At 63.2% G+C, this 24,561-nt stretch carries 18 protein-coding genes and 3 pseudogenes; 14 read left to right on the forward strand and 7 right to left on the reverse strand.

Annotated features, from left to right (window positions below):
* The 5 genes and pseudogenes from OR16_RS11465 to OR16_RS11485 form a co-directional block, all read right to left on the reverse strand.
* Positions 1–189 (reverse strand): annotated as a pseudogene (locus OR16_RS11465) (glutathione ABC transporter permease GsiC); the annotation flags it as partial.
* A gap of 155 nt (positions 190–344) precedes the next feature.
* Positions 345–1,795 (reverse strand): annotated as a pseudogene (locus OR16_RS11470) (ABC transporter substrate-binding protein).
* A 24-nt stretch (positions 1,796–1,819) separates the two neighbouring features.
* Entirely contained in the window at positions 1,820–3,709 is a 1,890-nt protein-coding gene (locus tag OR16_RS11475) for a dipeptide ABC transporter ATP-binding protein (RefSeq protein WP_006158130.1), read from the reverse strand.
* 82 nt (positions 3,710–3,791) lie between these two features.
* Entirely contained in the window at positions 3,792–4,745 is a 954-nt protein-coding gene (locus tag OR16_RS11480; RefSeq protein ID WP_006158131.1) for an isoaspartyl peptidase/L-asparaginase family protein, read from the reverse strand.
* Positions 4,666–5,772 (reverse strand): MurR/RpiR family transcriptional regulator, encoded by a 1,107-nt coding sequence (locus OR16_RS11485; RefSeq protein ID WP_006158132.1) that lies wholly within the window; start codon positions 5,770–5,772, stop codon positions 4,666–4,668. The genes OR16_RS11480 and OR16_RS11485 overlap by 80 nt, the downstream gene beginning before the upstream one ends.
* A gap of 302 nt (positions 5,773–6,074) precedes the next feature.
* On the opposite strand from OR16_RS11485, the gene OR16_RS11490 reads away from it, so the two are divergent.
* From OR16_RS11490 to OR16_RS11505, 4 genes are all read left to right on the forward strand, one after another.
* On the forward strand, positions 6,075–7,754 hold the full coding sequence (locus OR16_RS11490) for an ABC-F family ATP-binding cassette domain-containing protein (RefSeq protein WP_006158133.1): 1,680 nt from the start codon (positions 6,075–6,077) through the stop codon (positions 7,752–7,754).
* A gap of 36 nt (positions 7,755–7,790) precedes the next feature.
* Positions 7,791–8,036 (forward strand): energy transducer TonB, encoded by a 246-nt coding sequence (locus OR16_RS11495; RefSeq protein WP_081488755.1) that lies wholly within the window; start codon positions 7,791–7,793, stop codon positions 8,034–8,036.
* 211 nt (positions 8,037–8,247) lie between these two features.
* Positions 8,248–10,452: an OsmC domain/YcaO domain-containing protein gene (locus OR16_RS11500; RefSeq protein WP_006158135.1), complete on the forward strand. Its 2,205-nt coding sequence runs from the start codon at positions 8,248–8,250 to the stop codon at positions 10,450–10,452.
* A gap of 310 nt (positions 10,453–10,762) precedes the next feature.
* A complete protein-coding gene (locus tag OR16_RS11505) occupies positions 10,763–11,620 on the forward strand; it encodes an HAD-IIB family hydrolase (protein WP_081488756.1) in 858 nt (285 codons plus the stop codon).
* A 358-nt stretch (positions 11,621–11,978) separates the two neighbouring features.
* Here OR16_RS11505 and OR16_RS11510 read toward each other — a convergent pair whose 3' ends face one another.
* Positions 11,979–12,965: a LysR family transcriptional regulator gene (locus OR16_RS11510; RefSeq protein WP_006158137.1), complete on the reverse strand. Its 987-nt coding sequence runs from the start codon at positions 12,963–12,965 to the stop codon at positions 11,979–11,981.
* Positions 12,966–13,131: 166 nt separating this feature from the next.
* On the opposite strand from OR16_RS11510, the gene OR16_RS11515 reads away from it, so the two are divergent.
* On the forward strand, positions 13,132–14,451 hold the full coding sequence (locus OR16_RS11515; protein WP_006158138.1) for an MFS transporter: 1,320 nt from the start codon (positions 13,132–13,134) through the stop codon (positions 14,449–14,451).
* A 97-nt stretch (positions 14,452–14,548) separates the two neighbouring features.
* Positions 14,549–16,063: a M81 family metallopeptidase gene (locus OR16_RS11520; RefSeq protein ID WP_006158139.1), complete on the forward strand. Its 1,515-nt coding sequence runs from the start codon at positions 14,549–14,551 to the stop codon at positions 16,061–16,063.
* Between the two features lie 201 nt (positions 16,064–16,264).
* Here OR16_RS11520 and OR16_RS41160 read toward each other — a convergent pair whose 3' ends face one another.
* A complete protein-coding gene (locus OR16_RS41160) occupies positions 16,265–16,681 on the reverse strand; it encodes an HNH endonuclease (RefSeq protein ID WP_006158140.1) in 417 nt (138 codons plus the stop codon).
* A gap of 471 nt (positions 16,682–17,152) precedes the next feature.
* On the opposite strand from OR16_RS41160, the gene OR16_RS11530 reads away from it, so the two are divergent.
* The 8 genes and pseudogenes from OR16_RS11530 (at position 17,153) to fusA (ending at position 24,441) form a co-directional block, all read left to right on the forward strand.
* Positions 17,153–17,710: a sugar O-acetyltransferase gene (locus OR16_RS11530; RefSeq protein ID WP_006158141.1), complete on the forward strand. Its 558-nt coding sequence runs from the start codon at positions 17,153–17,155 to the stop codon at positions 17,708–17,710.
* A gap of 966 nt (positions 17,711–18,676) precedes the next feature.
* A pseudogene (locus OR16_RS48195) lies at positions 18,677–18,829 on the forward strand (double zinc ribbon domain-containing protein); the annotation flags it as partial.
* Positions 18,830–19,426: 597 nt separating this feature from the next.
* Positions 19,427–19,747, forward strand: a complete 321-nt coding sequence (locus tag OR16_RS45610) for a hypothetical protein (protein WP_006158142.1) — start codon at positions 19,427–19,429, stop codon at positions 19,745–19,747.
* A 13-nt stretch (positions 19,748–19,760) separates the two neighbouring features.
* Positions 19,761–20,432, forward strand: a complete 672-nt coding sequence (locus tag OR16_RS11540; RefSeq protein ID WP_006158143.1) for a hypothetical protein — start codon at positions 19,761–19,763, stop codon at positions 20,430–20,432.
* Positions 20,433–20,496: 64 nt separating this feature from the next.
* A complete protein-coding gene (locus tag OR16_RS11545) occupies positions 20,497–21,321 on the forward strand; it encodes a hypothetical protein (RefSeq protein ID WP_043419369.1) in 825 nt (274 codons plus the stop codon).
* Positions 21,276–21,650 carry a DUF883 domain-containing protein gene (locus OR16_RS45615; protein ID WP_043419371.1) on the forward strand — a complete coding sequence of 125 codons (375 nt, stop codon included), beginning with the start codon at positions 21,276–21,278 and terminating at the stop codon, positions 21,648–21,650. The genes OR16_RS11545 and OR16_RS45615 overlap by 46 nt, the downstream gene beginning before the upstream one ends.
* A 203-nt stretch (positions 21,651–21,853) precedes the next feature.
* On the forward strand, positions 21,854–22,255 hold the full coding sequence (locus OR16_RS11555) for an SgcJ/EcaC family oxidoreductase (protein WP_006158144.1): 402 nt from the start codon (positions 21,854–21,856) through the stop codon (positions 22,253–22,255).
* 137 nt (positions 22,256–22,392) lie between these two features.
* Complete coding sequence (gene fusA, locus OR16_RS11560; protein ID WP_006158145.1) at positions 22,393–24,441, forward strand: elongation factor G; 2,049 nt, start codon at positions 22,393–22,395, stop codon at positions 24,439–24,441.
* Positions 24,442–24,561 lie beyond the last annotated feature (120 nt).

Raw genomic sequence — 24,561 nt, forward strand, 5'->3', positions numbered from 1 at the left:
CTCAGGCAGCGGCTTGTCCAGGCCAAGATCGCGGCGCACCAGCTCCACCGTGGTCTGGTCGGCCTCGGGGCCGGCCGCGAGCCGGGCGGGATCGCCGGGCAACAGGTGGACGAACAGGAACACCAGCACTGCCACGATCAGCAATGTGGGGATCACGCCCAGGAATCGTTTGAGAAAGTAATTCAGCATGAAGCACCGGATGATTAAAGACCGCGGGCCGCCCGCCCTGCCCCCGCATCTGTGGGCAGGCGGCCTTGCACGGCTTACTGCGCTGTACCGCCAAGCGATGGCTGAGGGAGCGTGGCGCCTGCTTGCGGGACGCGCCACGCGTCAAGCCAGCGCGCTTACTGCTTGATGTCGATGTCGTCGAAGCTGAACGAGCCGTCGGGCATCACATAGGCGCCGGTCAGGCGCTTGCTGCGCGCGTACAGCACCTTCTCGGTGACCAGGAACGCCCAGGGCGCATCCTTCCAGATGTGCTCCTGTGCATCCTTGTACAGACGGGCCTTTTCGCCGCGGTCGGTGGTACGCAGGGCGCCGGCGATGTCGGCGTCGACCTGGTCGTTCTTGTAGTACGCGGTGTTCAGCAACTTGGGCGGCATCGATTCCGAAGCCAGCAGCGGACGCAGCGCCCAGTCGGATTCACCGGTCGACGACGACCAGCCCACGTAGTAGATGCGCACGCCAGCGTCTTCCGGCTTCTGCACGCTCTCGACCTTCTCGACGCGCTGGCCGGCTTCGAGCGCTTGCACGGTCGCCTTGATGCCGACCTGCTGCAACTGCTGCTGCACGAACTGGATCACCTTCTGCGCGGTGGTGTGGTTGTACGCGGACCACAGCGTGGTCTCGAAGCCGTTCGGGTAGCCGGCTTCCTTGAGCAGCGCGCGAGTACCTTGGCCAGCGCGTCCTTGTTGATGGCGTAGTTGATGGCCTGGCGCACCTTGGGGTCGTTGAACGGCTTGACCATGGTGTTCATGCTCAGGTAGCGCTGGATGATCGAGGGCGAGGCGATCAGGTCCACCTTGGCACTGCCCTTGAGCACCGCGGCCTGTTCGAACGGGATGCTGAAGGCAAAGTCCGCTTCGCCGGTCTGCATGATGGCGGCGCGGGTGTTGTTGTCCACCACCGGCTTCCAGGTGATGGTGTCGATCTTGGGATAGCCGGTCTTCCAGAAACCGGCGAACTTCTTGCCCTTCAGGTGATCGGGCTGCTTCCACTCGACGAACTCGAACGGACCGGTGCCGACCGGGTGGAAGGCGATGTCCTTGCCGTACTTCTGCAGCGCGGCGGGCGAGATCATCACGGCCGAAGGGTGGGCCAGCACATTGATGAACGGCGAGAACGGCTCCTTCAGCGTGACCTTGACGGTGTTGGCGTCGACCACTTCGGTCTTGGCCACGCGGTTGAACAGCGTGTAGCGCTTGAGCTTGTTGGCCGGGTTGGTCACGCGGTCGAAGTTGGCCTTGACGGCGGCGGCATCGAAGGTGGTGCCGTCGTGGAACTTCACGTTCTTCTTCAGCTTGATGGTGTACGTCAGGCCGTCCTTGCTGGCTTCATAGCTCTCGGCCAGCACGTTGATCAGCTTCATGTCCTTGTCGAAGCCGAACAGGCCCTGGTAGAAGGACTTGGTGGCGGCTTGCGACAGCGTGTCGTTGGCGTCGTACGGGTCGAGCGTGGTGAAGGTGGAGTACACCGCCATCACGGCATCCTTGGCGGCAAAGGCGGGGCCTGCGCCGAGCGCGGCCAGGGCCAGGCCGCCGGCGATCAACTTGGAAGGGGCCAAACGGGTCATCATCGATTCTCCTTGGGTTTCTTCGGTTCAGTAGGCGCCGCCAATGGCGTGCCGGGCTACGAAATGATGGGATGCGGCGTTGCCGCCAACGGCAACCAGGGGCTGCACCAGCGGCTCGTCGCCGAGCGCGCGGATCGGGCTCGGCATCTCGTCGGAAAGCGGCTCGCGCTTGAGGTGGCGGCGCGCCGGATCGGCGATGGGCACCGCCGACATCAGCTTCTTGGTGTAAGGGTGCTGCGGGTTTTCAAAGATGGCGCGACGCGGGCCGATCTCGACGATCTGGCCCAGGTACATCACCGCCACGCGGTGGCTCACGCGCTCCACCACCGCCATGTCGTGCGAAATGAACAGGAAAGCGATGCCCATCTCGCGCTGCAGGTCAAGCATCAGGTTGACGATCTGCGCCTGGATGGAAACGTCGAGCGCGGAGACCGATTCATCGGCCACCACCACCTTCGGGTTCAAGGCGAGGGCACGCGCGATGCAGATGCGCTGGCGCTGGCCGCCCGAGAACTCGTGCGGGTAGCGCGATGCGTGCGCGGCCGACAGGCCCACCTTTTCCAGCAGCCAGGCCACGCGCTGCTCGGCCTCCTTCGCGCTGGCCACCTTGTGCACCAGCAGCGGCTCCATGATGGAGTAGCCCACCGGCACGCGCGGGTCAAGCGAGGCAAACGGATCCTGGAAGATGAACTGGATATTGCGGCGCAGGGTCTGCAAGGCGCCGCCGCGCATCTGGCTGATGTCCTGCCCATTGAACTCGATGGTGCCGCTCTGGCTGTCGACCAGGCGCAGCAGCGAGCGCCCGGTGGTGGACTTGCCGCAGCCCGATTCGCCCACCAGCGCCAGCGTCTCGCCGGGGTAGAGGTCAAAGCTCACGCGCTCGACCGCATGCACGCGGCGCGCCACGCGGCCCAGCAGGCCGCCCGGCACGTCGAAGCGGGTCACCAGGTCACGCACGCGCAGGATCGGCGAGGCGTCCACCGCCACCGTATCCTGCGGCACCGGCGCCACGGGCTCGCCCTGGTCGAGCTGCACCAGCGGGAACTTGGCCGGCCAGTCGGTGCCACGCATGGCGCCCAGCTTGGGCACCGCGGACAGCAGCGCGCGGGTGTAAGGATGCGCAGGCTTGCCGAAGACCTGCTCGGAGGTGCCCTCCTCGACCTTCTCGCCGCGGTACATCACCAGCACGCGGTCGGCCACCTCGGCCACCACGCCCATGTCGTGGGTGATGAACACCACGGCCATATCCATCTCGGACTGCAGGTTGCGGATCAGTTGCAGGATCTCGGCCTGGATGGTGACGTCGAGCGCCGTGGTGGGCTCGTCGGCGATCAGCAGCGCCGGCTTGCACGACAGCGCCATGGCGATCATCACGCGCTGGCGCATGCCGCCGGAGAGCTGGTGCGGGAAGCGGTCCAGCACACGGCGCGCCTCGGGAATGCGCACGATCTCCAGCATGCGCAGGGCTTCGGCACGCGCCTCGGCGCGGCTCTTGCCCTGGTGCAGGCGGATCGATTCAGCAATCTGCTCGCCCACCGGGAATACCGGATTGAGCGAGGTCATCGGCTCCTGGAAAATCATTGCCACGTCGCTGCCGCGCACGCGGCGCATGGCCGCGCCGTCGGCGGTGGCGAGATCGAGCACCTGGCCGTTGCGCCGGCGCAGCGCCATGCTGCCGGTGGCGATCTTGCCGCCGCCGTGCTCCACCAGGCGCATCAGCGCAAGCGAGGTAACCGACTTGCCCGATCCCGACTCGCCCACCACGGCAAGCGTCTCGCCGCGATCGACGTGAAAGGACAGGTTGCGCACGGCTTCCACCGTGCGCTCCGAGGTGGAGAAACGCACGGTGAGATCGTTGACGGCTACCACCCGTTGTGGTGGCAGGACGATGGTCGACTGGGACGAGGATGCAGCCACTGGGCCCCCTTTAGTGCCTAGGTTGATGCTTTGCTTGATGCTTTGCTTGCTATGCGGATCCCGCTGCCGTACGCGCGCACGCTCAGCCGTAGATCCACACATTGACCGGCTCGCCCACCCGGGCAAAACCGCGGTACATGCCTTCGGTATTGAACGGCAGCGTGACATTGCCATCGCGGTCCACGGCAATGAGGCCGCCGCGCCCTTCGATGGCTGGCAGCTTTTCCATCACCACGCGGCGCGCGGCTTCTTCCAGGGGCAAGCCCGCGTAACGCATCTGCGCCGCCACGTCGTACGCGGCCACGGTGCGGATGAACATTTCGCCGGTGCCGGTGGCGGACACCGCCGCCACGTCGTCGGCAAAGCAGCCGGCGCCGACGATGGGCGTATCGCCCACCCGGCCCACCAGCTTGTTGGTCACCCCGCCGGTGGAAGTCGCGGCGGCCAGGTGCCCCTGCGCATCGACCGCCACCGCGCCTACGGTGCCGAACTTGGTGTCCGGGTCAATGGGCTCGGCGACGAGCGTGGCAGCGTCGTGGTCCAGCAGGGTCGTGCCGCTGGCGGCGCGGGCGCGCTCCCACTGATCGGTGCGCGCCTGCGTGAAATAGTAGTCGGGTGTCACCAGCGCCAGGCCCTGCGCTTGCGCGAAGGCCTCTGCGCCCTCGCCGGCAAACAGCACGTGCTGGCTCTTCTCCATCACCGCGCGCGCGGCCAGCACCGGGTTGCGCAGGTGCTTGACGCAAGCCACCGCGCCGGCGCCGAGCGTGGCGCCGTCCATGATCGCGGCGTCCAGCTCGTAGGTGCCGGCGTGGGTCAGCACCGAGCCGCGGCCGGCATTGAACAGCGGGCAATCCTCCAGCAGGCGCACGGCCTCGGTGACGGCATCGAGCGCGCTGCCGCCATCGGCCAGCACGCGCTGGCCGGCTTCAAGCACGGCGCTCAGCGCGGCGGTGTATTCAGCTTCCTTCGCGGGGCTCATGGCGGCACGGGTGATGGTGCCGGCGCCGCCGTGGATAGCAATGACTGGGGTGTTCATGAGGTTCACGATGCGTTCGGGGAGGTTTTTTTGCGGCGTGCCGCGGCGGCCTTGGCGCGGCCTTCGGCCGCTTCGTCGTGGCGCGGCTCACGCGCGTCCCGCCCTTGTCCGGGGGCGCGCCGTGCAGCCACGGCAGCAGGAACTCGGTCATCTCGGCGGCGGCCTTGACCGCATGCGCGGCGCGATACGCCACCGCGCCGCACAGCGCCTCGATAAAGGCCAGCACGGCCGCATCCGAGTTGGCGGAGAGCTGACGCCCGGCCTGGGCGTACAGGGCGATATCGGCCAGCGGCGCCAGCGGCGAAGTGGGCCCGTCGGTCAGGGCCAGGATGCGCGCGCCATGCGAGCGGGCCCGCTTGGCGATGGTCACGGTGTCATACACATAGCGCGGGAAACCAATCACGATCAGCAAGTCGCGCGGCTGCAGCTTGAACAACTGGCGCGCCGCGGTGGACGCACCGCCCGCGCCCGAGACCGAGATCACGGTGCGGCAAGACATATCCAGCCCGTGCTGCAGCAACCCAGCCAGGAAGCCGCTGGCGCCGAAGCCCACCACGAAGATGCGCTCCGCCGCCAGGATGGCCTCCACCGCGCGCTCGCAGGTCTCGGCATCGAGCGCGCGCCGCGAGGCTTCGAGGTTGCGCACATCCTCTTCCAGCGACGCGGCAAACACTTCCGCCACCGTGGCGGGACGCGCCAGTTCGGTGCGCAATTTCTCAACTGGTGCAAGCGTGGCCTCGAATCCGCGCACCAGTTCGGCGCGGAACTGCGGGAAGCCTTCGAAGCCCAGCGCATGCGCGAAGCGGTTCGCCGTGGCCACCGATACCGCCACGGCATCGGCGAATTCGTCAATGCGCATGGTGGCGGCGCGGAACGGATTGCCCAGCACGTACTCCGCCATGCGCTGGTGCGCCGGCGTGAGCGTGGGCAAGGCCCGGGCGATGCGCTCGGCAATCGAAGCGCTGCCGTTGCTGCCGTTGCCGCCGTTTTTTCCGGACGAGCCGTGGGTACCGTTACCGTGGGTCATGGCGCATGCATTGGGTGGGTCGGAGATGCGCGGCGGTAAACATCCTTTTCATCCGGCGCGCATCGATGTAAATAAATTTACACGCAAACCGCGTGCCATGAAAATAGAGTTTTACCAGCCCAAGGGTTTTCACCTAGGCGCATCGAGTACGAAGACGGCCATGCGCCATTTGCCTGGCGTTCCGGGGGCACCGCCATGCGAAGCGGCTACAATGCCGGGTTGCCCCGTGCCATGCCGGGGCCGGTTAGGGCCACAAGGGCAACCGCCCCAGACCCGCAGCTTTCTTCAGCCTTTCCCCTCCCGTGATCCGAATCGACCAGCTAGTCCTCCAGCGCGGCACCAAGGTGCTGTTCGACCACACCAGCGTGACGCTGAACCCCGGCGAGCGCGTCGGCCTTGTCGGTGCCAACGGCAGCGGCAAGTCGACGCTGTTCGCCATGTTGCGCGGCGAATTGCTGGCGGACGGCGGCGACGTGGCCATCCCGCCGCAGTGGCGTACTGCCCACGTGGCGCAGGAAACTCCCGCGGTCATGCGCAGTGCGGTGGAATACACGATCGACGGCGATACCCGGCTGCGCGACATCGAAGCGCGCATCGCCGCGGCCCAGGCCAGCGGCGATGGCAGCGCCGAGGGCGAAGCCCACGCCGCCTTTGCCGATGCCGACGGCTATACCGCGCCGGCACGCGCGGAGGCCTTGCTGCTGGGGCTGGGCTTTACGCTGGCGCAGGTGTCGCAGCCGGTGGCCTCGTTCTCCGGCGGCTGGCGCATGCGGCTGAACCTGGCGCAGGCGCTGATGTGCCCGTCCGACCTGCTGCTGCTCGACGAGCCAACCAATCACCTCGACCTCGACGCGCTGGTCTGGCTGGAAGCCTGGCTCAAGCGCTATCCAGGAACCCTGGTAATGATCAGCCACGACCGCGAATTCCTCGACGCGGTGACGCAGGTGACGGTGCACGTCGACAACGCCAAGCTCGTGCGTTATGGCGGCAACTACAGCAAGTTCGAAGACATGCGCGCTGAGCAGCTCGTGTTGCAGCAGGCCGCGATGGCCAAGCAGGTGGAAAAGATCGCCCACCTGCAGAAGTTCATCGACCGTTTCAAGGCCAAGGCCTCGAAGGCGAAGCAGGCGCAGAGCCGGGTCAAGGCGCTCGAACGCATGGAGAAGATCGCACCGGTGCTTGCCGATGCGGAGTTCACCTTCGAGTTCAAGGAGCCCCTCAACGTCCCGAACCCGCTGTTGTCGATGCTGGACGCGAGCTTCGGCTACCCCGCGCCGGCCGACGCACTGCCGGGCACGCCGCCCACGGTCATCGTGCGGGGCATCAACCGTTCCGTGCTGGCCGGGCAGCGCATCGGCATTCTTGGTGCCAACGGCCAAGGCAAGTCCACGCTGGTGAAGACGGTGGCGCACGCGCTGGCGCCGATTGCCGGCGAAATCAGCGAAGGCAAAGGCCTGAATATCGGCTACTTCGCACAGCAGGAACTCGACGTGCTGCGCCCGCTCGACACGCCGATGGAGCACATGATCCGCCTTGCCAAGGACACGCCGGCGCACATGCGCGCCCCCGGCCAGAGTGGCACCGAACAATCGCTTCGCACCTTCCTCGGCACATTCAGCTTCAGCGGCGACATGGTCCATCAGGCGGTTGGCACGATGAGCGGCGGCGAAAAGGCGCGGCTCGTGTTGTGCATGATCGTGTGGCAGCGCCCCAACCTGCTGCTGCTCGACGAGCCTACCAACCACCTCGACTTGGCCACACGCGAAGCGCTAGCCATGGCGCTCAACGAATTCGAAGGCACGGTGATGCTGGTCAGTCACGACCGGGCCCTCCTGCGCGCCGTCTGTGACGAGTTCTGGCTGGTCACCAAGGGCGGCGTCGAGCCCTTCGACGGCGATCTGGACGATTACCAGAAGTTCCTGAGCGACGAAGCCCGTCGCATGCGCGAGCAGGCTGCCGCGGAGCAGAAGGTCATCGCCTGAGATATACCGCCCTGGCGGGCGTTGTACTCGGATCGTGTGCTTCAACGCGTCAAGGCGAACATCGTCGTTCCCGAGGACATCGCGGACAACCCGAGCGCGCTGGTGTCGGTGCGGCTGGCGGCGGATGGCTCGCGGCTGTCGGCGCGCCTGTCCATGTCAAGTGGCGGCGCGGGCTGGGACAACGCCGCGCTGCGCGTGTTGGCGCGTTCCGACCCGTTCCCGCGCGATGAGAACGGCAAGGGGCCGGACAGCTTCATCATCACATTCCGTCCCAACGACTAATAAGGCACCTCCAAGTGGGCAGCACCCTGGTGCTGCCCTGGATATCGCCATGGCGTGACGTTCCAGCCACGTCCTGCGCAATTGGCGTTCGCCTATCAAATTATCCGTATGCGACGGCACTTGTAGAAAGCATCGATATATTACAATGCACCAGCGCGGCGTCGGACAATAGCGGCCGCATCATTTTGAGCACCATTATTGGAATTCCGCCATGGAAATTAAGGTCAACTTTCTCGATAAGCTACGTCTTGAAGCCAAGTTTGATGACTTCACGGTGATAGCCGACCAGCCTATCCGCTATAAGGGCGATGGCTCCGCACCTGGCCCGTTCGATTATTTTCTGGCCTCATCGGCATTGTGCGCGGCTTATTTTGTTAAGTTGTACTGCGTAACTCGCAACATTCCGACCGAAAATATCCGCCTGTCGCAGAATAATATTGTTGATCCGGAAAACCGATATCAGCAGATTTTCAAGATTCAAGTCGAGTTGCCGACGGATATTTCTGACAAAGACCGCCAGGGTATTTTGCGCTCCATCGATCGCTGCACGGTAAAAAAAGTGGTGCAAGCCGGACCCGAGTTTGTGATCGAAGAGGTAGAGAACTTAGATGCCGATGCTCAGTCGTTGCTGACGTTGAAGCCGGCGTCTGACGCCAGCACCTATATTGCGGGCAAGGATCTGCCATTGGAGCAAACTATCGCCAATATGTCGGAAATTTTGGCGGGCTTGGGGATGAAGATTGAAATCGCTTCATGGCGCAATATCGTTCCCAATGTCTGGTCGCTGCATATCCGTGATGCACACTCGCCAATGTGTTTTACCAATGGCAAGGGCGCGACCAAGGAAAGCGCGTTGGCATCGGCGTTGGGAGAATTTATCGAGCGCCTGAATTGCAACCATTTTTATGTGGGTACGTTTTGGGGAGAAGACCTCGCCAATGCGGCGTTTTTACATTACCCGAACGAGCGCTGGTTCAAGCCTGGACGTAAAGATGCGCTACCGGCTGAAATTCTGGATGAATACTGCCTGCCCATTTACAATCCCGATGGCGAGTTACGTGGCTCGCACCTGTATGAAACCAACTCGGGAAATGTTCAGCGCGGTATCTGTTCGCTGCCGTTTGTACGGCAGTCGGACGGCGAGGTGGTGTATTTCCCCTCCAATCTGGTCGAAAACCTCTACGCCAGCAATGGCATGAGTGCCGGCAATACACTGGCCGAAGCGCAAGTGCAATGCTTGTCCGAGATTTTCGAACGGGCAGTAAAGCGCGAAATTCTGGAGGGCGAATTGGCACTACCTGATGTGCCCCATGAAGTGCTGGCGAAATACCCTGGCATTCTGGCTGGCATTCAGGGGCTGGAAGAGCAAGGCTTTCCGATATTGGTGAAGGATGCTTCGTTGGGTGGAATTTATCCGGTGATGTGCGTCACCTTGATGAACCCACGAACCGGCGGTGTCTTTGCTTCTTTCGGCGCGCACCCAAGCCTCGAGGTGGCGCTGGAACGGAGTCTGACAGAATTGCTACAGGGTCGCAGTTTTGAAGGCCTGAACGATTTACCACAGCCCACCTTTGTCAGCAACGCCGTGACAGAGCCGAACAATTTTGTTGAACACTTCATTGATTCCAGCGGCGTGGTGTCGTGGCGCTTTTTCAGCGCCAAGGCGAATTTCGATTTTGTCGAGTGGGATTTCTCTGCCCAGGGCGAGAACTCCAATGCCGAGGAAGCGGCAACCTTGCTTGGCATTCTTGAGGACATGGGTAAAGCGGTGTACATGGCGGTGTATGACCAGCTAGGCGCCGTTGCTTGCCGGATTTTGGTTCCGGGCTATTCGGAAGTTTATCCTGTAGAAGATTTGATCTGGGATAACACCAACAAGGCACTGTCGTTCCGCGCAGATATCTTGAACTTGCACTGCCTGGACGACGCAAGCCTGGAGGCCCTGCTTGAGCGCCTGGATAACAGTGAGCTCGATGAATACGCCGACATCGCCACGCTGATCGGCATCGAATTTGACGAGAATACGGATTGGGGGCAGCTGACAGTCTTGGAGTTGAAGCTGCTCATTCATCTCGCCTTGCAGCAATTTGAGGCGGCGCACGAACTGGTGGGCGCCTTCTTGCAGTACAACGACAACACGGTCGAGCGCGGACTGTTTTACCAGGCCTTGAATGTGGTGCTGGAGGTGCTGTTGGATGACGACCTGAACCTGGACGACTACGCGGTCAACTTCCGTCGGATGTATGGCAATGCGCGGATGGACGCGGTGCTGGGTTCAGTGGACGGCAGCGTGCGTTTCTTTGGTTTGACGCCAACCAGTATGAAATTGGAGGGGCTCGACAGGCACCACCGCGTGATTGACAGCTACAAAAAATTGCACTCGGCGCGGGCAAATGTAGCGGCTACCGCCAGTTAGGACTAAGGATCAGGAAGGCGGTGAAGGCCTCCATCGGGAAGCACTCCTTCAGTGTCCGCTTTCGGGAAAGCTCAAAGGCCGCTCAGGGTGGCGACGAGCCGACCGGCCGGCAGAGGTCGCTGCCCGGCCAACTATGGCTAACGGATCGATGACCCACTACGACCGTTCGCGAGACGGTACCGGACATTGGGTAACTCGCCGAATCGCTCACTTCGGCTTAAGGCATGAACACATAAGCAAACACGAAATAGGCATAACGCTCCTCTCGCCGATCGGCATAATTGACGCCGTTCATTCGATGATTGATAGCATGCTGAATCTATCCTTAGCGCCACTCCTTCAATTCTCGACGGTCCGATTCGTACTCACCGACATGGATGAGACATTGACCTATCGAGGCCGCTTGCACGCCGACACATACACGGCACTCGAACGGTTGCAGACCCACGGTATATGCGTGGTGCCTGTAACCGCCGCGCCCGCCGGATGGTGTGATCAGATGGCGCGCATGTGGCCGGTCGACGGCGTGATCGCAGAGAATGGCGGGCTTTTTCTCCGGCGCAGTCCGGACGGGCACCGCGTCGAGCGGCATTACTGGCATCCATCGGAAGGCTTCGCAGATGTACGAAAGAGGCTTCACGTCATTTCAAAGATTGTCGAGAGAGCTGTACCGCAAGCGCGACCGGCAGACGATCAAGTCTTCCGACTGACCAGTCTCGCGTACAGCCGTACCGGTACTGAAGTGGACGATCGAATTGTCGATGCACTCATCGGTGCCGGCGCTGATGCAACTATCAATAACCTTTGGGTACTGGGTTGGATCGGCGGCTACGACAAGCTATCGATGTCGCTACGCGTGCTTGCCGAGACGTTTGAGATTGACGCAGCGGCTGCGACCCAATTGGTCGCATATTCCGGTGATTCAACCAACGACGCGCCGATGTTCCGCTTCTTCAAACATACGGTCGGTGTGAGCACCGTAGTCGATTATTTGCCACAATTACCTGTTCCGCCCCAATGGATCACAAATAGTCCTGGCGGTGCTGGGTTCGTTGAGTTCGCTGACGCGATCCTCAAATCACGGTCGAATGAGGCTCACGAAATGCCATCCGAGTCAGTCATTCATCCGTTTTCGTCAGCGAAACGGACATCTCGAGAGCAACGGTGATTGGCGGTAACGGGTCGGTTAGCGACCACCCGAAGTAGCGCAGACTGGATCTCCCTTCGATTGGAAGGAGATTGTCATGAAATCCGAGAACTTGACCACCGGTCATCGTATGCCCTGAAACTGGGGGCAAACTTACCGGGCAGAAGCCCCGGTTGAAGCTCCGCCAGGTCTGGGCGGTCGCTTGCGCCCAGCTTCGGTCATCCGGTCGTTTATCGTTGAACGGCCGAATCTGGCGATCGGTGATCGGTGATCGGTGATCGGTCAGCCATGGCATTGCTACCCCGTTTGTGCAAAGTCAAACGGCATAGTTGAATCCCAACTACCCATCCGGTCGGCTCCTCTGAAGCCCATCGAGCGATCATGGCCCGCCCGGATCGTTGGAGCGGTGCTGGCCTGCCCTGCTGCGTGCTGCCGCCTTTCCCTTGCACCGTCCCTCATTTGCGAACATCGGCATATCCCGCAGGATGCAGCCCAACAACGTTTCGGCTGCCACGCCGAGCGGTCGTCCCGCCTTGACCAGCAGCCGCGCCTTGGCCGCTTCGAACAATGGATGCGCGATTGGCAGCGCGACTAGCTCACCCGCCTCCAGCTCGCGATAGGCAGCGAATGCGCCAATCAGTGTGATGCCGTCGTTGCGCTTGACAAAGTGGCGCAGCACCGCGAGTGAGTTGGTGGTCAGCGTCGGGCGGATCTGGACGTTCTCCGCGTAGGCGAGCATCTGCACGACTTGTCCGAGGCCGAACGCAGGCGGCATCAGCGCGAGCGGATATTCGGTGAGTTCGCGCACCTCAACCGGCCCGCCCCGCACGGCGAGCGGGTGCCCGGCATGAACGAGCAGCACCACCGGCTGCGACGACGTGGCGACGTACTCAATATCCGGATGCATCGGGGGGTTATAGGCCAGGCCGATATCCGCGCGGCTATCGGCCACTTCCTGGAGCACGTTGTTGACCGGGAGGATATCCACGGTCACATCGAGCTTCGGATAGCGCGCGCAGAAATCGGTGAGTACCTCGTCCATCAGGCCGTCGACATAACCTTCGCTGGTGGCGATGCGCACCTGGCCGTGTTGCAGCGCGCGCAGCGCATGCAGGCGGTCTTCGAACAGTTCCTGCTGGGAGCGGCAGCCGCGCCAGTACTCGAGCAGGTGCGCCGCGGCCTCGGTCGGCTGCACGCCGCGTGCGTGGCGCTCGAACAGCGGCGCACCGATCTCTTCTTCGAGCAACCTGATCTGCCGCGTGATGACGGACGGCGCCGTGTTGATGCTGTCGGCCGCGCCACGGACAGAGCCGTGCGTGAGTACCTCATGGAAGTAACGTAAGCGGCGCTGGTTCAGTTCGCGCATGTCGGAATCCCGGTCTACAGGTGCATAGGTGCACAGGTGCACAGGTGAAGCGTTGCCCTGGGGGCAACAATATCTCACTTAAGTTGCTCTTGCTCTGTTTTTTCTTCTGCCCGAATATCCACCGATCGACACCGCATCGAAAACGTACGCCCTAAGGGAGAGAGACATGTCCGCCATTCCGTCCCCACAAGCCCTGGCCGCGCAAGACGGCCCGGCCCGTCAGGCCCTGTACCGAAAGCTGAACTGGCGCCTGCTGCCGTTCCTGCTGCTGTGCTACACATTCGCTTATCTCGATCGCGTGAATATCGGGTTCGCCAAGCTCCACATGCAGAGCGACCTGGGTTTCTCCGATGCGGTCTACGGACTCGGCGCAGGCATATTCTTCGTCGGCTACGTCCTGTTCGAGATCCCGAGCAACCTTCTGCTGCCCAGGCTCGGTGCGCGCAAGACCATCAGCCGAATCATGGTGCTGTGGGGCCTGACCTCGGCGAGCATGATGTTCGTCCATGACGAGACCACGTTCTACGCGCTGCGCTTCCTGCTTGGCGCGTTCGAGGCCGGCTTCGCGCCCGGCATGATCTTCTACCTGACTTACTGGTACGGCCAGCGGCGCATGGCTGGGGTGATGGCGATCGTCATGCTCGCCGGACCGATCGGCGGCATCTTCGGCTCGCCGCTGTCGACGTGGCTGATGACAGGCTTTTCCGGCGCACACGGCCTGGCCGGCTGGCAGTGGATGTTCGTCGTTGAAGGACTGCCATGCGCGCTGCTCGGCGTGCTCGCACTCAAGGTGCTGGCAGACAAGCCGGCCGACGCGAAATGGCTGACCGACAGCGAGAAGCGGATGCTCGCCGCGGACCTGCACACGCCCGGCGGCAGTCATCACTCGTTCGGGCAAGTGGCGCGAGACCCGCGCGTGTACCTGCTGGCATTTGCCTACTTCACCATGATCTGCGGCATCTACACCGTGAGTTTCTGGCTGCCGTCGATCCTCAAGGCTGACGGCGTGACCGATACCATGCAGATTGGCTTGTATTCGATGATCCCATACATCGGCGCCGCGATCGCGATGGTCGTCATCGGCCGCAATTCGGACCGCTACGGCGAGCGCCGTTTCCACAGTGCGGTGCCCGCGTTGCTCGGCGCGGTCGCGCTGGCTGCGGCGACGGTTGCAAGCGGCAACCTCGCACTCTCACTGCTCTGCATGACGATCGCCACGGCGATGATGTGGGCGGCTTACACGGTGTTCTGGGCGATTCCGTCGCAATATTTCAAGGGCGACGCGGCAGCGGGCGGCATCGCGCTGATCAATACGATTGGCCTGATCGGCGGCTTCTTGAGTCCGACCATCATCGGCACGATCCGCACGGCGACGGGCAGCATGGAAGCCGGACTGCTGGTCATGGCCGCCCTGCTGGTCGCGGGCGCCACGGTGCTCGTGGCGAACCGGCTGCCCGCGCCCCGGCGTGCATCGGCGACAGCCTGAAGGCGCTGGCCCACGGGTCCGCACGCACATCAACACGATTCACGGCGTTATGCCACCCGCGCCGCCGGCGCATCGACCGATTCCTGGAGACACTACCTTGGCAACACGCATTCTGATCGCCGGCTTTCAGCACGAAACGAACACGTTTGCGCCATCGAAGGCTGCTTACGCGAACTTCGAGCGCGGCGAGGGCTTCCCCGCCATGGTGCGCGGCGATGACGTGCTCGCGTTACGCGACGTCAATATTCCGGCGGGCGGCTTCATTACCGCGGCCGAAAGGCGTGGCTGGACCCTGCTGCCGGTGATCTGGGCGGGCGCAAGCCCGTCGGCCCATGTCACCGAAGACGCCTTCGAGCGCATTGCCGGCGAGATCGTTGAGGCGGTTCGCAAGGGCGGCTTCGAGGCGGTGTACCTCGACCTGCATGGCGCTATGGTCGCCGAGCATACCGACGACGGCGAAGGCACGCTGCTCGAGCGTGTGCGCGCGGCGGTCGGCCCGGCCGTGCCCCTGGTCGCGTCGCTAGACCTGCACGCCAACGTGACCGAGCGGATGCTGCGCGAGGCCGACGCGCTGGTCGCGTACCGTACCTACCCACATGTGGACATGGCCGAGACTGGGGAACGCGCGGTCATGCTGATCCAGCGCCTGCTCGACCGGCAGGCAGCGGGTTGCCGCCCGCTGCATCGCGCCGCGTGCCGACTGCCGTTCCTGATCCCGATCAACGGCATGTGCACGCTGCTCGAACCGTCGCGCGGCATGTACGCGCAGCTCGCGGCGCTGGAGACCGGCGGCGTGGCCTCGTTGTCGTTTGCGCCCGGTTTTCCGGCGGCTGATTTCCCTGAATGCGGCCCGGTGATCTGGGGCTATGGCGACGATGCCACGTCGGCAGACACTGCAGTACGGGCCCTCTACGACAAGATGCTGGCGGATGAAGCCGCGTGGCAGGTGCCGTTCCTCTCGCCCGACGAGGCGGTACGCGAGGCCATGCGACTGTCCGAGGATGCCGACAAGCCGGTCATCATCGCCGACACGCAGGACAACCCCGGCGCGGGCGGCGATTCGAATACAACGGGCATGCTGCGCGCGTTGCTGCGCAACGGCGCAAAGGGCGCCGCGATCGGCTTGATCTGGGACCCCGCAGCCGCAGCAGCGGCTCATCGCGCCGGCGTCGGCGCGTTCATCGAGGCGGCGCTCGGCGGCGTCTCCGGTGTGCCAGGCGACGAACCGCTCAATGGGCGCTTCGAGGTCATGAAGCTGTCCGATGGTGTGTGCCGCTATGACGGCCCGATGATGAACGGCATGCTCGCCGACGTTGGTCCCGCAGCCTGCCTGCGCATCGATGGCGTGCTGATCGTGGTGAGCGGTGGCAAGGCGCAGATGCTCGACCGCAATCTCTATCGCGTGGGCGGCGTTGAACCGGAGGCTATGAAGATCCTCGTCAACAAGAGCTCGGTGCACTTCCGCGCCGACTTCCAGGACATCGCCCACGCGGTGCTCGTCGCCAAGGCGCCCGGCCCAATGACGGCGGATCCGGCTGATTTGCCGTGGACGCGGCTGGCTCCGGGAATTCGGGTGAAGCCGATGGGCAAGGCGTTCCGGGGTCAGGGTTGAGATCCCCCTTGTTCCTGATTCAAGGCGACTTCCCAAGCGACCGACATGAATCCTTGTCGGTCGGCTTCAAAGCCAGACGAATGACCGTTTAGCTTTGGAAGTAGCCATTGATGTGATACAAGCTCGAGCGACGCAAATGGGTCGGGAGAGGTCCAGCCGCTGGCCGCAGCCAAGCGGTCGTGACGGGGCGATCCAAGGAGTCTAAGCGTGGAATTCGCAATCGGTGCCGACGGCGGCGGCGGGCGGCGGGTTCACCGACCCGACTGAATGCAGCAGCTTCTCGAAGACCCAGGGGTCGTGCCACCGTCTCCGGTGCATGAGCCGCTCTACGTATTCCTTGTGATGGGCAGCGTCCCGCGCTGCTTTGCCCTGGTGTCGGCGGGCGTTGCAAAGCCGGCAGGCGGCCACAATGTTGCTTTGGGAGTTCCCACCGCCATCGACTCGGGCATGCAGATGCTCGGCTGTGCATTGCAGGTGTCGAGCCTGCCGACAGGAGAGATGGAAGGTCGCTGCGAACGCTCCCATGGATTGCTCCCACATGGGGCAGCAGCAATAGAAGCAACGACCGGATTGACGATGGAAGGCACGAGCGCGCAGACGCGCGAGAGTCGAGGGCATGAGCGATCCTGTGTTCAGGAAGATTTCGGAAACTTCGAAACCCGCTCGCCCTTAACAAGGCATACACGGGAACCAGCCAAGTAGCTCGTGCTGGCACCTCTTCAGCTCCTAGCGGAGACTGACGGGAAGGAGTTTAGCCTCACATTTTCCCGAGACGCAAGGGAAAGGCGCGCCCGCCTTGCAAAATTGCAACATTGCACCTCGTACCGCCGCGCCGCCGCAAAGCTCTAATGGCTCTGGGAAGGACATTGACGCGTCGACAAATGCCGCTGTCCAGTCTAAGGCGTCTTCCTAGACGCAGGGAAGCCTGATCGCAGCCTCGGAACACTAGTTGGAACGCTAAATGGTTGCCATAAGCCGACGGGGAACCGACCAGCGGAGGTCGCTTGCCGGCCAGGTACGGTCAATCGACAGAGAGGGCTAGATCGTCGACAATCGGACCGACCGCTTGGCTATCGAAGGAATAAACGAATGGCGAATGATGACCGCACCAAAATAATTCCTAGGAGAACGCCGGAATCAGCTGCCATGTCAGCAGACATCAAACGAGCGATGGCGATCACCGCCACTCTCAACCGGTTGACATTCAACGATGCGGATGCAGTCCGTGCCTTGTTCAGCGATCTCATCGGTAAGAAGGTGGATGACAGCTTTTTATTGATACCACCGTTCTACACGACCGGCGGGGTTGATATCAGTATCGGGCGCAATGTCTTCGTAAATCAGAATTGCACTTTCTATGACCTTGGCGGACTCGACATTGCCGATGATGTGATGATTGGGCCGAACGTGAGCATCATCACATCCGGCCATCCCATTGAACCTTCCAAGCGGCATAACGGCGTAATCGCAAAGCCCATCGTGATTGAGAGAAACGTCTGGATCGCAGCCGGCGCGACCATTATTGGCGGCGTAACCGTAGGCGAGAACTCGGTTGTCGCAGCAGGATCGGTAGTCACCAAGGACGTCCCCCCGAATACTCTTGTCGGTGGAAATCCGGCAAGGGTTATTCGTTCGATTGCTGACTAAGGAAACATCTGTAAGGTAGACGACCGTCCCTTGCGGGTCGGAAGCAGCCGACCCACTGCAGACCTTCAGGTTTCCCGAACCGGTCACCGGTTGAAAAAACCCCAGAACTGGCGAACCCCCTGCGCGACGGCCTTCTCGATCCACAAGAACGACGTGGTCGCGAAAAGGTTGGCTCGTTCGTTTCCGCCGCGCGACCCTTTCGAGCTGGCGACTGCTCCCACCCAAGGGGAGGCTCCACAGTGCACTCGTGAACACGCGATGTCACCAGTTCGCAATCGACGCATCGTCCATGTCAGGACGTACGTGGTGCAGTAGCGCGGGTGAAATAGCGCCCTGAATCGAGCATTCGATCACCGACATGCCGTTGACAAATTTCATTCTTGGGCCCGTCTCGGCGGGCTCAACGATGAGTACGCGCTCGACTGTCGCGGGCTTGGGCACCTCACCTGATAGATACAGAAGCAACCCAGCGGCAAAGCAGCGCGCGGGTCAATATGGGTCTTGTCATCGATATTTCTCTATTGGGCTATGCGTACGAGCGTCCTATCGGCCGTTGCCTGACCGGCTTTCGCCTCTCCCAATATGGACGCTATGTGAGACGGACCAGATTGCAGACATACGGCTGACTCCGGGCGAACTTTAATCCCACCGAACGGCTCTTCCTCAGCGCAGTTGACTTTCTATGAGCCCGCCCCACGTGAGCGCCCCCGCATCAAGCCCTTTGCGCGCCGGGAATCAGCATTTACGTTGAATGGACTTCCCGCCCCTCCAACGTGGGGTTTAGAACACACGCCCACCTTCCGTTAAGGCGTGGAAGTCGGGCATCCGATGACGGCTACGCCAACCTCCTTGCCTGCCTTTGCGATGGATCGAACTCGCGCAAGCGCCACCTCCTCGTGAGCCGGCGAAGCTTGGATACTCATCAAGAGAGCCGCGCCTCGATATACCAATATCCAAGGGAATGGAATGACAAGCTGTACAAACTGCGGCACCGGCACGCCAACCGGCGCCCGCTTCTGCAAAACCTGCGGAACGCCAGTCAAAGCCCAAGCACCGGCGGTAGCCGCTGCAGGCTGCAGCGGCTGCGGCGCTGAACTGATACTTGGCGCAAAATTCTGCCGAAAATGCGGAACACGGCCGACGATTGTGGAAGCGGTACATGCTGACGACGCTCCGCAGCATTCGGCTACGCAGATGCCAGAGCCCGTGGCTTGCGCCGAGATGGCAGCCGAGCCTCCGCAAGTAGGGGTACCCCAAGTCAACGATGTAACACCAGATACAGCCCGACTATCGGTAGCGGAACCGGCCGAAACCATCGTCACCAGCGAGGTCGAGCCTGAGCACGTGCCTCAGCCCGTCGCTCCCAAGCCTCCCAAGAACGAAGCGCCAGCGCAACCGGCATCGCCGCCGGCGGTAGAGCAAGGTACCAATACCCCGACATCCCGAGGCACCACGGAGCCGGCACCACGACAAACGTCGAAAGCGCTGATCGCCGCCAGCATCGCCGCAACAGTCGCTGTCGCCGGAGGGGGCCTGTTCTGGTGGTACAGCGGCAAGCAACCCACCCCGCCGGTCGACCAAGCGACGCAGGTGCAAGCATCCCAGCCGGCATCGCCGGCTGAAACCAAGGTGGCAACCCAGCCGAGCGAACCCGCCCAGCCCGTCCAGCCCCAAGAACCTCCGGCGCAGCCAGCGCAGCCCGAGCCAAGCGCACCGGTGGCGGCCACCCTGCCGCCCGGCCCCGCGCCCGCACCGGAACCGCCCCCGCTCGCCACCATGGCGCCGCCCGTCCCCGCGCCCGCGCCACCGGCCAAACCCGCCAAGCCGGTTGTCCAGGTCGATCCCATGGAAGCAAAGATCGACGAGTTGCTACGCAAGGCAAAAGGCCACGTCGCCAAAGGCCAATACGACAAGGCCATCGCCACAGGCGAAAGCGTCCTGGCTATCGATGCCGGCAACCGCGCCGCCAAGACTTTGATCAGCAACGCCAAATCCAGGCAGATGGAAGCGCTGCGCTCCAACACCTCCCTCGAATAACTACCTGCGAATCATGAAACTCCAGAAGACGATTCTAGTAGCGGCCCTTGGCGCGCTACTGGCCAGCGGCTGCGCCACCCAGGGCGGCGAAAGCACCGTCAGCAGTGACACGGTCCTGCGCTGCGCAGCGCTCGGCACGGGCGGGGCCATTGTGGGCGCATTGATTGGCGGCACCAAAGGCGCCATTGGCGGCGCGGCTGCTGGCCTGGCTGCGTGCGCGGTGATCGAGGTTGCCACGCGGCAGACCAAGACCGCTGCGGAGGTGGATCGCGAGTACAAGGTGAGCAACCGCAATCGCCTGCCGCGCACTGCGGAGGTGAATGCGTACAACACTGTTGTGACACCGAACGGTGCGGTGAAGGCTGGCGAGGCGATCAAGCTGCAGTCGACGATCCGCGCGGTGTCTGGCACCAACGAGCCGGTTCAGGAGGTGAAGGAGATCCTGACCGTTTATGCGCCATCCGGAGAGGAATTCAAGCGTGGCGAGAAGATCGTCAGCTCGGCGCCGGGCAGCGGTGAGTTTGACAACAGCTTCACGCTGAAGCTGCCGGCCGGCGCGCCGCAGGGCACCTATCGCCTGAAGAGCCAGGTGGTGCTGAATGGCAAGCCGGGCATCACCCGGGAAAACCAGCTGCAACTGGCGCGGGTGGGCGATACGCTCACCGTTGCCATGCTGGATCACTGAGCCGATCACTGCGTTGATCACTAAGGCAACCGCAGAGCCGATAACAATACGGATAAACAAGTTCATGACGACAAACGAAAAAGCTGCAGCGCCTTCCTACGCGCTGCTCAGGGCGGCTGAGGCGATCACCAACTGGCGCGCATTGGCGATGTGCGGCATGGCGGGCGTGGCAACGCTGATCGCGGGCATGCTCACCACTTATACGATCGCGCATAGCTTCTTCCTGGGGCTGTTGCTTGGCCTGGTCACGCTGGGGGTGATGCTGGTGGGGTATTCCGCCGTGGGCATCACGCTGATGCGGCAGGCGCAGGGGCACACCATCGGCTTTGTGGATGCGGTGCTGCAGGCGGTGTTCACCGCGCACCGGTTCCTTGGCGTTGGCATCTTGCTGCTGCTGGGCTACCTGGCGGTGCTGCTGGGCGCGCTGCTGGTCTTCCTGCTGTGCAAGATCCCGGGCCTGGGCCCGCTGTTGTACGCGTTTGCGTTTCCGCTGGTGGCGGTTGTCATTGGCGCGACGTTCGCGGGCCTGGGGTACGTGGGCTACCCGCTGGCCGCACCGGCGATCTGGGAGGGCAATACGGCGGTGCAGACGGTGGCGCGGCTGATGCAGATCGGCCGTCACCGACTGCTGCAGGTGATCGTGAACATGTTTCTGTTGCTGGTACTGGTGGTGGTGCTGTCATTCGTGGTCTTTGGCATCCTGGGCTATGGCGCCGTCATGTCGGCGTCGCTGTCGAGCGCGGTGGGTGCCAGCCCGATGAGCTCGCTGCTGGCGATGTTCTCTGACGTCAATCCGTTTGGGCGCGCCTACGGCGGCGGCTATGGCCGTGGCGACAGGATGGCATGGCCTATACCAAGTCGTTTGGCTTTGGCGCGGGCTTGCTGCTGACCATTGCCTTGGTGATCCCGTTCCTGACCTTTATCAATGGCACTTGCCTGATCTATCTGCAGACCGTCAACGGCATGGACTTCTCGGACTCGGAGGCAATGCTGAAAGAGCGCATGGCGCAGGCAAAGCGCCAGGCCGAGCAAGCGAGGGACCGTGCCGCCGAGCGCATGCGCGAGGCCAAGGCATCGCCGCAAGCCAAGCTTGCAGTGCCGGCGATTGCGCAGGTTGTGGCGCCCGCAGCGGCGGCATCGGCCTGCGGCAGCTGCCATGCGGCCATGGCGGCGGATGACTTGTTCTGCGGCGAGTGCGGGGCAAAGCGGCCTGCTTGATGGTTAGGGTGCCTGTGGATCCACAGGCAGCTAGACCAAGTGGCGAGGTGGCGGGTGCAACGTCCGCCCCCCTCCCCGGCGAACCTGCCTTCGGCAGATCTGGCGCGCTCCGCCGGCTAGAATGTGCAAGCTCGCTTGCGGCGCCCTGGATGGGTGCGGCGAGCGTCAATGCCCTGGCCCTACCCCCACCGGAGCAACCCAACATGACCCAAGACGAACGTGCCATCCGCGACGTGGTCGACGCGTGGTTCGCCGCCAGCAAGGCCGGCGACATCGCCTCCATCCTGGACCTGATGACGGACGACGTGATCTTCATGGTCGCCGGCCAGCCACCCTTCGGCAAGAAGGAGTTCGCGGCTGCGTCGGAAGGCATGAAGAATGTCCAGATCGACGGCGCCTACGATATCCAGGAGGTCCAGGTTCTCGGCGACTGGGCTTATCTGCGCAACCATATCCGGATGACCATCACTCCGCCTGGCGGCAGCCCTGCCATGCGCCGTTCCGGCTATACCCTGACCATCCTGCGCAAGGAAGCCGACGGGCGTTGGCGGCTTACGCGGGATGCGAATCTGCTGGCGGCGGAGGTCGCAGCAACGCCGTCATGATGGCGCCGCGCGGAGAACTTCAGGGATAAGACTGTCGTTGTGCAGCGCACCAGAAAAGCCCGGCTACTACCCCACATGGCGTTCCCACCCCATATCGCCAATAATGGTCTAACTGCCATTGCCGGACGAGGGCGACCATGCTTTATAGTCCCGAAGCAATTCGTACAGTCGCCCTGCTGGGGCACGCGGGGTGCGGCAAGACCTCGCTGGTCGAGGCGCTGCTGCACAAGGGAGGCGCGCTGCACATTCCTGGCAGCGTCGAGCGCGGCACCACGGTCTGCGATTTCGATCCGCTGGAGCGCAAGTATCGCCACTCGCTCACCACGGCGGTTGCCCACCTGCACTACCACGACACCCGCATCTACCTGCTGGACACGCCCGGCTATCCCGATTTCTCTGGCTTGTCAATGAGCGCCCTGGCGGCGGTGGAGACGGCGGCCGTCGTCATCAACGCGCAGACCGGCATCGAGATGACTACCCGGCGCATGATGGCCTGGGCGCAGGCGCGCAAGCTGTGCCGGATGATCGTGGTCAACGGCATCGACAAGGAGAAGGTGGATCTGCCCAAGCTGCTGGCTGACATCCAGGAGGCGTTTGGCAAGGAGTGCTTGCCGATCAACCTGCCGGCGGGGCGCGGCAGCGAGGTGGTGGATTGCTTCTTCAACCCGGCTGGCGAGGCGGATTTCCTGTCGGTGGCGTCGGCGCACGAGGCGCTGGTCGATCAGGTTGTGGAGATCGATCCGAAGCTGATGGAGCTGTATCTGGAGCAGGGTGAGCAAATCGCGCCGGCGCAGTTGCACGCGCCGTTCGAGCGGGCGCTGCGCGAGGGCCACCTGGTGCCGATCTGCTTTACCTCGGCGGCCAGCGGCGCTGGTGTCACGGAGCTGCTCGATGTGTTTGTGCGGTTGCTGCCCAACCCGGCCGAGGGTAATCCGCCGCTGTTTTGCCGTGATGCGGGCGAGCGCCAGGTGGCCATTCGCGCCGAGCCGGTGCTCGACAAGCATGTGCTGGCGCATGTCTTCAAGATCACGATGGACCCGTATCTGGGCAAGATGGCTGTGTTCCGCATCCACCAGGGTACGGTCACGCGTGACAGCCTGCTTTTTATCGGCGACGCTCGCCAGCCGTTCAAGGTGGCGCACCTGCTGATGCTGCAGGGCAAGGAGCGCGTTGAGGTGCCGCAGGCCGGGCCGGGCGATATCTGCGCCGTGGCCAAGATCGACGAGATCGCCTTTGATGCCGTGCTGCATGACGCGAGCGAGGACGGCAACATCCACCTGGCCCCGCTCGACTTTCCCACCCCGATCTATGGCCTGGCGATCGAGCCGTCGCGCCGCGGCAACGAGCAGCGCTTGTCGGAGGTCCTGCAGAAGCTTGGCGCGGAAGACCCTTGCCTGCGCATCGAGCATCCGGCGGGCACCAATGAAACCGTCATGCTTGGCCTGGGCGAGCTGCAACTGCGCTGCGCGCTGGAGCGCCTGACCGGCCAGTACAAGCTGGAGGTGGTGACGCGGCCGCCGAAGATCGCTTATCGCGAAACCATCGGTGGCAAGGCCGAGGGCCATCATCGCCACAAGAAGCAGACGGGCGGCGCCGGGCAGTTCGGCGAGGTGCAGCTGCGCGTGGAGCCGCTACCACGCGGCGCGGGCTTCGAGTTTGTCGATGCGGTCAAGGGCGGTGCGATCCCGGGCCAGTTCATTCCCGCCGTGGAAAAGGGTATCCGCCAGGTACTGGAGAGCGGGCCGCTGGCGGGCTTTCCGATGCAGGACGTGCGCGTTACCGTGTTCGACGGCAAGAGCCATTCGGTCGATTCGAAGGAGGTGGCGTTCGCGGCGGCGGGGCGCAAGGCCTTTATCGACGCCGTGCTCAAGGCGCGGCCGAGCGTGCTGGAGCCGATCGTGGATATCGAGGTGACGATGCCCGAGGCGGCGATGGGCGACATCATCAGCGATCTCTCCGCCAAGCGCGGCCAGGTGCGTGGCACGCGTAGCGCGGCAGGCAACAGCGTTCTCGTCGCGGGACAGGTGCCACTGTCGGAGCTCAACGACTATCAATCGCGCCTGAACAGCATCACTGGCGGCCACGGCAACTACACGATCCAGCTGAGTCACTACGAAGCCGTGCCGCCCGCCCAGCAGCAACTGATGGCGTCGCAACATAAGGCGCATGGCAATGGGCCGGACTGACGGGATGCACCGTTGTGGTGGTGGTTGCGCAGAGCGGCAGCATCGTCCCGGCGCGCTTTGACGTGGCACTGCACAAGGGGCTGGTAGCGCCTCGGCTATTGTGCGTAGTGCCCGGTGCCG

Source organism: Cupriavidus basilensis OR16, from assembly GCF_000243095.1.
GTDB lineage: Bacteria > Pseudomonadota > Gammaproteobacteria > Burkholderiales > Burkholderiaceae > Cupriavidus > Cupriavidus basilensis_D.